This window comes from Telluria antibiotica, from assembly GCF_011682055.1.
Lineage (GTDB): Bacteria > Pseudomonadota > Gammaproteobacteria > Burkholderiales > Burkholderiaceae_D > Telluria > Telluria antibiotica.
In genome coordinates this window covers 58,943-72,553 of the sequence record NZ_JAAQOM010000021.1, presented here as the reverse complement: position 1 = coordinate 72,553, position 13,611 = coordinate 58,943, and the positions used below count along the sequence as shown (strand labels likewise).

The following is a 13,611-nucleotide window of genomic DNA, read 5'->3' as shown; positions in this document are numbered from 1 at the left end:
TATCAGTCCTTGCCCAGCGCGCCATCACGGCGGCGCCAGATGCCGCGCGGGTTCTCGTCGCGCAGCACGGCCGGCAGCAGCGCCTGCGGCAGGTTCTGGTACGCCACGGGGCGCAGGAAGCGGAAGATCGCGCCCGTGCCCACCGACGTGCTGCGGCCATCGGCCGTGGCCGGGAACGGACCGCCGTGCACCATCGCGTGCGCGACTTCCACGCCGGTGCCGAAGCCGTTCGCCAGGATGCGGCCGACCTTGCGCTCGAGCGTCGGCATCAGCACTTGCGCCGCCGCGACGTCGCCTTCTTCCAGGTGGATGGCGGCCGTCAGCTGGCCCTCCAGGTGCTCGACGATGGCGCGCATCTGCTCGACGTCCTTGCACACGACCAGCAGCGACGCGGGGCCGAACACTTCTTCGTGCAGCTCCTTGCGCGCCAGGAAGTCGGCGGCTTCCACGCGGAACAGCGCGGCGTGGCCCTGGTTGTCTTCATGGTCGAGACGCAGCAGGGTGCTCACCGCTTCGTTGCTTGCCAGCGCGGCGACGCCGCGGCGGAAGCTCGACGCGATACCGGCCGACAGCATCGTCGCCGGTTGCGTGTCGTTCAGCGCGGCCGTGGCGGCAGCACAGAACGTGGACAGGCCCGGACCGTCGATGGCCAGCACGAGGCCGGGGTTGGTGCAGAACTGGCCCACGCCCAGCGTGAGCGACGCGGCGAATTCGCGGCCGATACGCTCGGCGTGCTGCTCCAGCGCCTGCGGCAGCAGGAACACGGGGTTAATGCTGCTCATCTCGGCGTAGACCGGGATCGGCTGCTGGCGGCCCGCGGCGACGGCCATCAGCGCGGTGCCGCCCGAACGCGAACCGGTGAAGCCGACGGCCTGGATGGCCGGATGCGCGACGAGCGCCTGGCCGATGCCGTTGCCCGTGCCGGTCAGCAGTGCGAACGTGCCGGCCGGCAGGCCGCACAGTTCGACGGCTTTCACGATGGCGCGCGCCACCAGTTCCGACGTACCCGGGTGGGCCGAGTGGGCCTTCAGCACGACCGGGCAGCCGGCCGCGAACGCGGACGCGGTGTCGCCGCCGGCGACGGAGAACGCGAGCGGGAAGTTCGATGCGGCGAACACGGCGACGGGGCCGACGCCGATCAGGCGGCTGCGCAGGTCCGGACGCGGCGGCGTGCGCTGCGGCAGGGCCGGATCGATGCGCGGATCCTGCCACGACCCCTCGCGCAGCAGGCTGCCGAACAGTTTCAGCTGGTTGCACGTGCGGCCACGCTCGCCCTCGATGCGGCCGCGCGGCAGGCCGGTTTCCGCCATCGCGCGCTCGACGAGCGCATCGCCCAGGGCCATGATCTGCTCGGCGACGGCGTCGAGGAACGCGGCGCGCTCTTCATCGGTCGTGTTGCGGAAGACGTCGAACGCCTTGCCCGCCAGGCTGCACGCCTCGTCGATCTGGTTCACGTCGACCATGTGGAACGCGGGTTCCATGTGCTCGCGCTTGGCGGGATTCCACGCCTTGAACGAGTTGCCGGCGCCGCGCTGGGCGACGCCGCCGATGAGGGCTTCGCCGGTGATTTGTGCAATGGTCATAAGGTCTTCACTTTCGCGAATTGGGTGGATTGAACGGCAAGCTTGTTACGCAGGGCGGGGCCGAATTGCGGCGACTCGACTTCGAACGTCTCGCCGGCCTGCACGCTGATGTTGTCGGCGAAGCTCAGGGTGGCGGTGCCGAAGAAGTGGATGTGCACGTCGCCCGGGCGGTTGAACAAGCCGTATTTGAAGTGGTGGTATTCCAGGTTGCCGATCGTGTGCGACATATTCTGTTCGCCGGACACGAACGCCTTCTCCCAACGCACCGAACCATCCGCGGCGCGGATGCGCGACACGCCCTGCACGTGGGCCGGCAGTTCGCCGACGAGCAGCGCCGGGCCGACGCCGCAGTTGCGCAGCTTCGAGTGTGCGAGGTACAGGTAGTTCTGGCGTTCCGTCACGTGGTCGGAGAACTCGTTGCCGAGCGCGAAACCGACGCGGTACGGCTGGCCGTCGGCACCGATCACGTACAGGCCGGCGATCTCCGGTTCCTCGCCGCCGTCCAGCGAGAAGTCGGGCATCTCCATGTCCTGGCCGCCGGCGCGCACGATCGAGCCGTCGCCTTTATAAAACCATTCGGGCTGCACGCCGGCCTTGCCCGCTTCCGGCTTGCCGCCTTCGACGCCCATGCGGAACATCTTCATGGAGTCGGACAGGGTCTCGACGTCGCCGCCGATCTTCTTGTGCATGGCGTCGCGCGTGTCGGCGCTGCCCAGGTGCGTGAGGCCGGTGCCGGTGACGTAGCAGTGGGCGGCGTCCGGGTGGTCGAGCGGAGGCAGCACGCGGCCCGATTGCGCGATCGCTTCGTAGGATTCCTTGTCGCCCGTCGCGGCGGCGTCGGCCAGCGCGGCAAGGCTCTTGCCCTGCGCGACGGCGGCGTTGGCCAGTTCCAGCGTGGTGGCGTAGCCGGTGATGGCGGTGACGGTGTCACCGTTCAGGATGCCGACGCGGCGGTCGCCGGTGGCGGTTTTGTATTGGATGAGCAGCATGGTCAGATGTCTCCGAGGCGCGATGCGCGGATGTTCAAATGGTCGAACGCGTGGGCTCGGGGAACCCACCCTACGGCGACGGGAAGTCCGTAGGGTGGGCACCCCGTGCCCACGCGAATCTCAACATTAATGGGAATGCTTGGGCACGGCCGAACCGCGGCAACCGACGAGGAAGTCGAAGTCGCAACCCTCGTCCGCCTGCAGCACGTGATCCAGGTACAGGCCCGCGTAACCGGTGCGCGGCGCTTCCTTCTGGTTCTCGGCGCGGTCCGCGAGGCGGGTCTTGATCTCGTCGTCCGGCACGTCCAGGTGCAGGCGGCCGTTCTTGCAATCGAGTTCGATGAAGTCGCCGTCCTTGACGATGCCCAGCGGGCCGCCGGCCATCGCTTCCGGCGCCACGTGCAGCACGACGGTGCCGTAGGCGGTGCCGCTCATGCGCGCGTCCGAGATGCGGACCATGTCGGTGATGCCCTTCGCCAGCAGCTTCGGCGGCAGGCCCATATTGCCCACTTCGGCCATGCCCGGGTAGCCTTTCGGGCCGCAGTTCTTCATCACGAGGACCGAGTTCTCATCGACGTCCAGGTCCGGATCGACGATGCGCTCCTTGTAATGGTCGAAGTCCTCGAACACGACGGCGCGGCCGCGGTGCTTCATCAGGTGCGGCGATGCGGCCGACGGTTTCAGCACGGCGCCGCGCGGCGCCAGGTTGCCGCGCAGGATGCAGATGCCGCCGTCGTCGATCAGCGGGTTGTCGATCTTGCGGATCACTTCATCGTTGTAAATCGGGGCGTCCTGCACGTTTTCCCAGATCGTCTTGCCGTTGACGGTCAGCGCGTCCTTGTGCGGCAGCAGATTCGCTTCGCCCAGGCGGCGCAGCACGCCCGGCAGGCCGCCGGCGTAATAAAACTCTTCCATCAGGTAGCGGCCCGACGGCAGCAGGTCGACGATGGTCGGGGTGCCCTTGCCGATCGCGGTCCAGTCTTCCAGCTCCAGCGGCACGCCGATGCGGCCGGCGATGGCTTTCAGGTGGATCACGGCATTCGTCGAACCGCCGATCGCGGCGTTCGTGCGGATCGCGTTCTCGAAGTTCTCGCGCTTCAGGATCTTCGACAGCTTCAGGTCTTCGTTGACCATCTCGACGATGCGGATGCCGGACATATGGGCCAGCACGTAGCGGCGCGCGTCGACGGCGGGGATCGCGGCGTTGTGCGGCAGCGAGACGCCCAGCGATTCGGCCATGCAGGCCATCGTCGATGCCGTACCCATCGTGTTGCAGGTACCGGCCGAGCGCGAGTGGCCGGCTTCGGCGGCGAGGAAGTCGTGCATCGAGATCTGGCCGCCCTTGGCCTGTTCGTGCAGCTGCCACACGGCAGTGCCGGAACCGATGTCCTTGCCGTTCAGTTTACCGTTCAGCATCGGGCCGCCGGTCACGACGATGGCCGGGATGTCGACGCTGGCCGCGCCCATCAGCAGCGCGGGCGTCGTCTTGTCGCAGCCGACGAGCAGCACGACGCCGTCCATCGGATTGCCGCGAATGGATTCCTCGACGTCCATGCTGGCCAGGTTACGGGTCAGCATGGCGGTCGGACGCAGGTTCGATTCGCCGTTCGAGAACACGGGGAATTCGACGGGGAAGCCGCCCGCCTCCAGGATGCCGCGCTTGACGTGCTCGGCCAGCTTGCGGAAATGGGCGTTACAGGGCGTGAGTTCGGACCAGGTGTTGCAGATACCGATGATCGGCTTGCCCTGGAATTCGTGATCGGGGATACCCTGGTTCTTCATCCAGCTCCGATACATGAAGCCGTTCTTGTCCTGGGTACCGAACCACGCTGCGGAACGCAGGGTGGGCTTCTTCTTTGTCTCGGACATGGGTTCCTTCCTCCGTCGTTTTTGTAGTTCTGAGCGATATGCGCGTCGTCCAGCTCAGCGATGGAGAAAGTCTAAAGGCCGATCAGATAACTTTCCAATCAATTTTTAACAGCAATCGATATCGATATCGGCATCGATGTTATCGCAACCATCCCTAACCGCCGAAGCGGACCTCCGGTAAACCCTGGATTTTCAGGGGTTGTGCAAACACGCCACCCGACTTCGGGGCGTCCGCCAGCTGGCCGGCGCGCAACCCGACTGTTGCCGAAGTGACATACAAAACGTCCAGGCCGGGGCCGCCGAACGCGGGACACGTCGGCTGCGGCGCGGGCAAGGTGAGCACCCGGTCGACGGTGCCGTCCGGCGCGAAGCGCACGACCTGGCCGGCGCCCCAGCGCGTGCTCCACAAGTAGCCGCCGGCGTCGATCGTCGAGCCGTCCGGGTCGCCGGGGGCGGCATCGGCCGGCGCGAACTGGCGCATGTTTGCCACGGCGCCGGTGGCGGGGTCGTAGTCGCAGCAGCGGATCTCGCGCGTGCCCGAGTCGGCGTAATACATCGTGCGGCCGTCCGGGCTGAAGCAGATGCTGTTGGCGATGGCGACGCCGCCCAGCGGCAGGCGCTCCAGGGAGAGATCGTGGTTCAGGCGGTAGAAGCCGCCGATCGGATCCTTCGGGTCCTCGGCCTGGTTGAACATGCCGAACACGAAGCGGCCCTGGCGGTCGGTGCGGCCGTCGTTCAGGCGGGTGGTGGGCACGTCGGCTTCGACGTCGCAGATGCGCCGGATTTCGCCACTGGCCAGGTCGAAGAACGCGAGGCCGGACGCAAGGCCCAGCAGCAGGCGGCCGCCGCCCGTCGTCAGGGCCATCGAGCACAGGCGCTCGGGCAGCGGCCAGCGCTGCAACGCGTTCGTCGCGGGCGCGTGCGACCACAGCTCGCTGCGTTCGATGTCGGTCCAGTACAGGCACCCTGCGCGATCGTCCCAGACGATGCCCTCGCCCAGCACGTGCCGGCCGTCCACCACCAGTTCCATCATCTTTACCGTCTCCTGTCGATCATTGCGTCTCGTTTGGTGGGCACCCCTGTGCCCACCAAGCGTTCGCGAACCGCATGCATTTGGTGCCCCCCCCCTGTGCCCACGCGTGACGTTCGCGGCCCGTTGGCGTCACGCGTGGGCGGAGGGCCGCCCACCCTACGCCACCGAGAAGCGGAAGCGCGATTCCGTTTCGTAGACGTCACCCGGACGCAGGATCGTGTTCGGGTACGCCGGCTGGTTGGGCGAATCGGGGAAGTGCTCGGGCTCGATGCAGAAGCCGCTGCGGAACGTCCACGGATGGCCCTTGCCTTCCAGCGAGCCGTCGAGGAAGTTACCGCTGTAGAACTGGACGCCCGGTTCCTGCGTGAACAGTTCCAGCACGCGGCCCGTGACCGGGTCGGCCACGTGCACGGCACGCTGCAGGCCCTTTTCGCCCAGCTTCTTGTTCAGCACCCAGCAATGGTCGTAGCCTTTGCCGTGGCGCAGCTGCTTGTCCGGCTGGCCGATGCGCTCGCCGATCGTGCGTGGCTTGCGGAAGTCGAACGGCGTGCCCGTCACGGGGGCCAGCTCGCCGAACGGGATCGATTCCGCGTCGATCGGAACGAACTTGTCGGCGTCGATCGTCATCTCGTGGCCGAGGATGTCGCCCTGCCCCGCGCCGCACAGGTTGAAATAGCTGTGCTGCGTGAGGTTCACGGGCGTCGGCCGGTCGGTGACGGCGTGGAAGCGCACGACGATCTCGTTTGCGTCCGTCAGCAGGTAAGTGGCCGTCGCCACCAGGTTGCCGGGATAGCCTTGCTCGCCGTCCGGGCTGTCGTAGCGCAACACGAGGCTGTCGCCCTCGACGGCCGCCGTCCACAGCACCTTGTCGTAGCCGGGGTTGCCGCCGTGCAGGTGGTTGTTGCCGTCGTTGGTCGTCAGCTGGACGTCCTTGCCGTCCAGGGTGAAGCGGCCCTTGGCGATGCGGTTGCCGTAGCGTCCGATCAGCGCGCCGAAATACGGACTGTCCTTGACGTACGGACCCAGCGTGTCGAAGCCGAGCGCCACGTCGGCGAAGACACCGTCGCGGTCCGGGACGTGGATTTCGGTGATGATCCCGCCGAAATCGAGGATCTTCACGACCATGCCGTTGTTGTTCTTCAGCGTGTACTGGGTGACTTCCCTGCCGTCGGGCAAGGTCCCGAACGGCGCGTAGGTGATTCCGTTTTGCACGTTGTTATGTCCTCAGAGGGTGGAAGGCCGCCCGAATACCGGCATGCCGTTCTCGTCCCAGCGCAGCGGTTTGACGAAGGTATGGCGGTCCGGGTTCCACAGCGGATCGCCGACGATTTCGGTATAGGTGCGCGCGTGGTACACGAGCATGACGGTGTCGCCATCTTCAGCATAGGTGAAGCTGTTGTGGCCGGGTCCGTAGATGCCGTGATCGTAGCATGTACGGAATACGGGCTCGCGCGCCTTTGTCCACGACGCCGGATCGAGCAGGTCCGCGTCCTCGTCCGCCCACAGCAGGCCCATCGCGTAGTTCTCGTCGGTGGCGCTTGCGGAATACGAGATGAATATCTTGCCGTTGCGACGCAGGACGGACGGGCCTTCGTTGACCCAGAAGCCGCGGATTTCCCAATCGAATTCCGGCTTCGACAGCAGCACGGGCGTGCCCTCGATCTGCCACGGCGTCTTCATCTTCGCGATGTACAGGTTCGAGTTGCCTTCGATCGCGTTGTCCTTCTGCGCCCACAGGTAGTACAGCTGGCCGTTGTGGTTGAACGTCGTCGCATCGAGGCAGAACGTGTCGATGCCCGTGTCGACCTGGCCCATGAATTCCCACGTGCCTTCGAGCGGATTTGCATTCGTGTTGCGGATCGCGTACATGCGGTGCTGGAACAGCTTGTACTTGATCTCGCGGCTGGGCGCGGCGGCGAAGTACACGTACCACGCGCCCATGTTGAAATGCAGTTCCGGCGCCCAGACCAGTTCGCTGTACGGGCCCGTGTCGGGCTTGATCCACGCGTCGACGGTGGGTGCCGTCGCCAGTTCGGCGATCGTCTTTGCGCGGCGCAGCTCGATGCGGTCGTATTGCGGGACGGAGGCCGTGAAATAGTAATAGCCGTCCGTGTGCTTGTAGATGTACGGGTCGGCGCGTTGCTCGATCAGGGGTGTCAGTACGGTGTCTTGCATGGTCATATCCAAAAGTCGTTTTTTACGCGCTTACTCTTAATTCTTCTTTCACGGTGGAGTAGTACTCGTCGCTGATGCGGTACTTGAACATCAGGGCGCCCATCAGGAAATGGAAGAAGCCGGGAATCACGGACAGCATCAGCGCGATACCCTGCAGCGCCAGCGCGCCCTGCTCCTGGTTCGGCTGGTACTGGAAATAATTCAGCAGCAGGCCCACCATGCCGCCCGCGAGCCCCATGCCGGCCTTTTGCGCGACGGAGATGCCGCCGAACGCGAAGCCCGACACGCGCTTGCCCGTCTTCACCTGGCCATAGTCGATGGTCTCGGCGATGGCGGACCAGAACACGGGCGCATGCAGGTCCACGACGAGCGACAGCAGGAAGTACAGGACGAACGCCAGCACCGTGTCGCCCGGCTTCACCAGGAAATAAATCATCACGGACAGCACGGCCACGACCAGCTGCGTGTAGCGGAACAGCTTGACCTTGCAATAGAACTTCGTGACCCACGTGGAGACGACCATCGCGATGATGGCGGCCGCGACGCCCGTCGACAGGAAGGCGGACACCGTTTCCGTGTCGCCGTGCAGATAATACTTCGCGTAATAGATCGCGACGGAGCCGCGGATCACGTAGCCGATGGTGCCCGTCACGCAGACGGCGCACAGGACCAGCCACTGGTCATTCTGCGCCAGCACCTCGATCTGTTCCAGCAGCGGCTGGCGTTTGGTCTTGTACACGACGCGCTCCGTCGTCGTGAAGAACGTGAACAGGAACAGCACGACACCCAGCAAGGCCATCAATGCCATCGCCGCCTGGTAGCCGGCGGCCTGGCTGCCGTTGCCCCAGCGCTGCGCGAGGATCGGCACGACGATCGTCACCATGAACGCGCCGACCTTCGCGAGGAACAGCCGATAACCGTTCGCGGACAGACGCTCCTGAGGGTCGCTCGTCAGGCCGCTGATCAGCGAGATGTACGGCACGCCCACGCCCGACGTCATCACGGTCATCACGATGTACGTGGAATAGGCCCACACCAGCTTGGCGTCATAGCCCCAGGGGGGCGTACTGAACACGGCGAACACGGACAAGCCGTACGGAATGGCGAGGAACAGGAAATAGGGCCGGTAGCGTCCCCAGCGTGACAGGAAACTGTCCGTCATCTGGCCGACGACGAGGTCCGAGCATGCGCCGATGACCTTCACGAGCACGAACAGCAGCGCGAGGTCTGTCGTCTTGAGCCCGTAGACGTCCGTGTAGAAGAACGTGATGATCAGCATCATCGACGAGATCACCACGTTGAGCGCCATGTCGCCGGCGCCGAAGCCCACTTTTTCGAGGGTCGATAATTTCTGGGTTTGCATGCGGACCTCCTCCAAACGACGAGGGTGCTACCCGGATCAGCCCGCGCAGCACCCTGTTTAATTTCTTGTATGTATTGTTATGTTTCTGAAAGCCCTGAGAGGCGTTCAGGTGGCATGCTCATCGGTAATGTTAGGCGCAACATCGAGAACGATCCAATCAATTTTTCCGCACTTCCGATATCGTTTTAGATATGTATTCATTACAACATCCGCATGTAACAACGATTACGCAATGCATAATGGGCAAAACCGACTTATCCAATGACATGACGCCCCCATCACTCGCCTCGTTTTCGTCGTTTCGCGACCTCATCCTGGACACCGACCCGGACGCCATCGCGACACCGGCGCAGATACCCGACGGCTTCCTGCTGGCGCATGCGGGCACGCTCTGCGCGCACTACATCCCGTTCGACTACGTGAACCGGACGGCGCGGCTGGTGCTCGTCGGCATCTCGCCCGGCTTCGTGCAATGGAAGAACGCCGTGCGCGAGGCGCGCCGCCGGGTCGCGCTGGGCGCCCCGGAGGACGACGTGCTGCGCGCGGCCAAGTACACGGGTGCGTTCAGCGGCGCGATCCGTCCGAACCTCGTCGCCCTGCTCGACCACGTGGACCTGCAGCGCTGGCTCGGCATCGCGAGCTGCGCGTCGCTGTTCGGCGAACACGCACACCTCATGCACGTGACGGCCGTGCTGCGCCACCCGGTCTTTGTCGCCGGCAAGAACTACAACGGCGCGTCGCCGAACATGCTGACGACGCCGTTGCTACAGGCCCAGCTGCTCGACTATTTCGCAGCCGAAGCCGGTGCGCTGCCCGACGCCGTGTACGTGCCGCTGGGGCCCAAGGTCGGCCTCGCGCTCGACTGGCTCGCGCGGCGCGGCGTGCTCGCGCCCGAGCGCATCCTGCACGGCATCCCGCATCCGTCAGGCCTCAACGCGGAACGTATCGCCTACTTCCTCGGCCGCAAGGACAAGGCGACGTTGTCGAGCCGCACGAACGGCGCGCAGATCGATGCGGACCGCAGCGCGTTGCGGTCACGCATGGCCGCGCTCGGCGTGGCTTGATGCGGCATGCATGGAACGGCAGCCGATGGCGGGCATGGCCACCTTTCGTGCTGCATCCGGAACGCGCGCGGCGTTACACTGATCACATCCAGCGCCAAGGTAGACGATCATGCAGAATTGTTCTCCGGAAGAAGTACGGTCCCTCCTCGAGAAAATCGAACAGCTGCCGGTGCCGTTCTTCAAGCGCCTGATCGAGGCAAGCAATACGGGCATCATCATTGCCGATGCGAGCCTGCCGGACAATCCGATCGCCTACGTCAACTCCGCCTTCGAACGATTGACGGGCTATGCCCGCCACGAAGCCGTGGGCCGCAACGCTCGCTTCCTGCAGGGCGACGACCACGACCAACCCGAAGTCGGGCTCCTCCATCACGCCGTGGACAACGCCGCGATCTGCACGGCCCTCCAGCGCAAGGACGGCAGCCTGTTCTGGAGCCGCATGCACCTGTTTCCCGTGCACGAAGGCAATGACTCGCCCACGTACTTCGTCGCGTTCCTGCAGGACGTGACGGAAGTGGTCGAGGCGCAGCGCGCGGCCGTGCAGGCACGCGAACGCCTGAGCACCGTACTGGAAAGCGTCGCCGACGGCTGCTTCTCGGTGGACCGCGAGTGGCGGTTCACCTACATCAACGCGCGCGGCGCAGCCGCCATCAACCGCCGTCCGGAAGACCTCATCGGCAAAGGCATGTGGGACGAGTTCCCGGAAGCGGTCGGCGGCCCGTTCCACGACACGTACAAGCGTGCGATGGACGACCAGGAATTCACGACCTGCGAGAGCTATTACGCGCCGCTGGGCATCTGGATCGAAGTGCGCGCCTATCCGTCGCGCGAGGGGCTGACCGTGTTCTTTGCCGACGTCACGGCACGCAAGGAAGCGGAAAGCCGGCTCATGCACCAGGCCACGCACGACAGCCTGACCGGCTTGCACAACCGCCTGTCGTGCCTGCGCGCGCTCGACGAGGCACTCGCGCGCTCGGTCCAGGATAATTGCCCGGTGGGCGTGCTGTTCGTCGACCTCGACCACTTCAAGGAAGTCAACGACGCGCACGGCCACCGCGCCGGCGACACCGCGCTGGTGGAGATCGGCCGCCGCCTGGACGCGCTCGGCGGCGGCGGCGTCACGGTCGCGCGCATCAGCGGCGACGAATTCGTGTTCATCCTCGAGGACAAGGACGTCGAGGCGGCCAAAGCGCTCGCCGCGGACGTGCTGAAGCAGCTGGCGCTGCCCATCGCCATCGACGGCCATCACGTGACCGTGGGCGGCAGCATCGGCATCGCCATCGGCACCGGCCGCGAGTACTCGGCCGACGAACTGCTCAACAACGCGGACGCCGCCATGTACGAGGCCAAGGACAATGGCCGCCACACGTTCGCCGTGTTCTCGCCGACCGCGCGCCATCTGCTCAAGCAGCGCCTCGAGCTCCGCCAGGATGTGTTCTCCGCCCTCGATCGGCGCCAGTTCGTGCTGTTCTACCAGCCGCAGGTCAGCGCCGCCAACGGCGCCGTGGTCGGTGCGGAAGCGCTGCTGCGCTGGGAACATCCACGCCTAGGGCTGCTCGCGCCCGACCTGTTCCTGCCGATGCTGGAAGGCTCGCCCGCGATCACGGAAGTCGGCGCCTGGGTGTGCGAGGAAGCGTGCCGCCAGGCACGCGAATGGGAGCTGCTGGGCTACCGGCTGCGCATGGCCGTCAACGTCTCGCCGCGCCAGTTGATGGACGAGAACCTGCCGCCGCTGCTCCAGAACATCGTCGCCCATTACGGCCTGGACGCCGAGTGCATCAAGCTCGAAGTCACCGAGAGCATGCTGATGCAGGACATCGACAAGGCGGCCTTCATCCTGCGTTCACTGCGCAACGCGGGCTTCCGCATCGCGCTCGACGACTTCGGCACGGGGTATTCGAACCTGTCGTACCTGCGCCAGTTGCCGATCACGGCGATCAAGATCGACCGCTCGTTCGTGCGCGAAATCGAGCGCGACCGGCGCTGCCTCGACATCGTCAACGGCGTGATCGCGTTTGCCAAGTCGCTCAAGCTGGACGTGATCTGCGAAGGCATCGAGACGGAACTGCAGAAGGAAGCGATCCGCTCGACGGGATGCGACGTGTTGCAGGGCTACCTGATCGGCAAGCCGATGCGGGCCACCGATTTCCGCGCGATGCTGCTGGCACAGGGCACGGCGCCCATGTAGGGTGGGCACCCCGTGCCCACGCGTGACGTTCGCACAACGCCAGCGTTCGCGTGGGCACAGGGGTGCCCACCCTACGCGACGACCGGCACCTCAGAGGTCGTGCGGTCCACCTGCCGCTTGAACGCGTACAGGCTGCCCAGCATCAGCACGATCGGCACGAGCGTCAGGTAGAACGCGAAGTGGCCGTTGACGTGCCCGAACACATAGCCCGTGATCAGCGACCCCGTCGTGCCGCCGAGCGCCGAAAAGATCACGAGCAGTCCCGTCATCGGCGCGTGCTGGTGGCGCGGCAGGGAACTGAGCATCACGGAATTGATGCCCGGGTAGATCGGCGCCATGAACAGGCCGATGAGCGGAAACAGGAACGCGGCCACGGGCGCCGTCGCCCACGTCACGTGCGGATCGAGCGCGATGCCGTGCGTGAGGGGCAGCGCCAGCAGCACGGTGGCGCCCATCCCCAGCATGCACACGCTCAGCACGGGATACCAGTTCAGGCGGCGCATGATGACGCCCGCCGACAACCGCCCGATCGCGAGGCAGCCCGCATAGATGCTCGTGACCTGCACGCTCATCGCGGCGGGCAGCTTCAGGATCTCGTTGTTGAATGTGGGGAGCCACGTGCCGACGGCCTGCTCGACCAGCACGTACAGGAACGCCGTCAGCACGAACACGCACACGAGCGGCCGCGCGAACAGGCGCAGCATCTCGACGAAGTCGGCGGCCGGGCCGCGGCTGTGCGGTGCCGCGGCGCCGCTTTCATCGAACGACGTCGACAGCACGAGTAAAAACGTCGCCGCGCACAGGCCGGACAGCAGCCAGTACACGTTCAGCCAGCTCGTCGACTGCGGATGGTCGGAATCGATGAAGAAGCCGAAGATCCAGTACGCCGACAACACGCCGACCATGAAGAAGCCTTCCAGCAGATTCGTGATGCCGGCATGCTGCTTGCGGTCGCGCGCGACGAGGCCGATGGTCGAGTACACGGACACCTTCGCCAGCGCGAACGCGACGCCCACGCACAGGAACAGCAGCTTCGCGGTGGCGAATGCGGGGATGAGCGGCATCGCCAAGGTCGCGGCGGCGACGATCGCGAGCGCCAGCAGCATCGCCTTCTTGTAGCCGAAGCGCGGCAGGGTGGACGCGACGAGGAACGACACGATCGCGATCGGCAGGTCCTTGAACCCTTCCAGCACGCTGGCCGAGCCCTTGTCGACGCCGTAGTTGTGGATGACCTGCAGGATCACCGTGCCCACGCTGTTGAGCAGGATGGCGAATACGAAGTAGATGAGGAAGAGCGCGAGCAGGATGCGTCGTTGGTTCACGTTTGTCTCCGCTTGGTTTTTAATT

At 65.4% G+C, this 13,611-nt stretch carries 10 protein-coding genes; 2 read left to right on the top strand and 8 right to left on the bottom strand.

What is annotated here, in order from left to right; genetic code table 11:
- Positions 1 to 2: 2 nt before the first annotated feature.
- The 7 genes from HAV22_RS27115 to HAV22_RS27085 form a co-directional block, all read right to left on the bottom strand.
- Entirely contained in the window at positions 3 to 1,583 is a 1,581-nt protein-coding gene (locus HAV22_RS27115) for an aldehyde dehydrogenase (NADP(+)) (protein WP_166863770.1), read from the bottom strand.
- Positions 1,580 to 2,572, bottom strand: a complete 993-nt coding sequence (araD1, locus tag HAV22_RS27110; protein WP_166863768.1) for an AraD1 family protein — start codon at positions 2,570 to 2,572, stop codon at positions 1,580 to 1,582. Before araD1 ends, HAV22_RS27115 begins: the two co-directional genes overlap by 4 nt.
- A 126-nt stretch (positions 2,573 to 2,698) precedes the next feature.
- Positions 2,699 to 4,441, bottom strand: a complete 1,743-nt coding sequence (locus HAV22_RS27105; protein WP_166863766.1) for an IlvD/Edd family dehydratase — start codon at positions 4,439 to 4,441, stop codon at positions 2,699 to 2,701.
- 154 nt (positions 4,442 to 4,595) lie between these two features.
- Positions 4,596 to 5,474: an SMP-30/gluconolactonase/LRE family protein gene (locus HAV22_RS27100; RefSeq protein ID WP_166863764.1), complete on the bottom strand. Its 879-nt coding sequence runs from the start codon at positions 5,472 to 5,474 to the stop codon at positions 4,596 to 4,598.
- A 156-nt stretch (positions 5,475 to 5,630) separates the two neighbouring features.
- A complete protein-coding gene (locus HAV22_RS27095; RefSeq protein ID WP_166863762.1) occupies positions 5,631 to 6,686 on the bottom strand; it encodes an aldose epimerase family protein in 1,056 nt (351 codons plus the stop codon).
- Positions 6,687 to 6,698: 12 nt separating this feature from the next.
- The gene (locus HAV22_RS27090) at positions 6,699 to 7,649 is read right to left on the bottom strand and encodes a glycoside hydrolase family 43 protein (RefSeq protein ID WP_166863760.1); all 951 of its coding nucleotides are present in this window, start codon (positions 7,647 to 7,649) and stop codon (positions 6,699 to 6,701) included.
- Between the two features lie 22 nt (positions 7,650 to 7,671).
- Positions 7,672 to 9,012 carry an MFS transporter gene (locus tag HAV22_RS27085; RefSeq protein WP_166863758.1) on the bottom strand — a complete coding sequence of 447 codons (1,341 nt, stop codon included), beginning with the start codon at positions 9,010 to 9,012 and terminating at the stop codon, positions 7,672 to 7,674.
- A 266-nt stretch (positions 9,013 to 9,278) separates the two neighbouring features.
- Here HAV22_RS27085 and HAV22_RS27080 point away from each other — a divergent pair, with 266 nt between their 5' ends.
- Both HAV22_RS27080 and HAV22_RS27075 read left to right on the top strand, forming a co-directional pair.
- Complete coding sequence (locus HAV22_RS27080) at positions 9,279 to 10,076, top strand: hypothetical protein (RefSeq protein ID WP_229421447.1); 798 nt, start codon at positions 9,279 to 9,281, stop codon at positions 10,074 to 10,076.
- Between the two features lie 109 nt (positions 10,077 to 10,185).
- Positions 10,186 to 12,264 carry a putative bifunctional diguanylate cyclase/phosphodiesterase gene (locus tag HAV22_RS27075; RefSeq protein WP_166863756.1) on the top strand — a complete coding sequence of 693 codons (2,079 nt, stop codon included), beginning with the start codon at positions 10,186 to 10,188 and terminating at the stop codon, positions 12,262 to 12,264.
- A gap of 71 nt (positions 12,265 to 12,335) precedes the next feature.
- On the opposite strand, the gene HAV22_RS27070 is transcribed toward HAV22_RS27075, so the two are convergent.
- Complete coding sequence (locus HAV22_RS27070; RefSeq protein ID WP_166863754.1) at positions 12,336 to 13,586, bottom strand: MFS transporter; 1,251 nt, start codon at positions 13,584 to 13,586, stop codon at positions 12,336 to 12,338.
- Positions 13,587 to 13,611 lie beyond the last annotated feature (25 nt).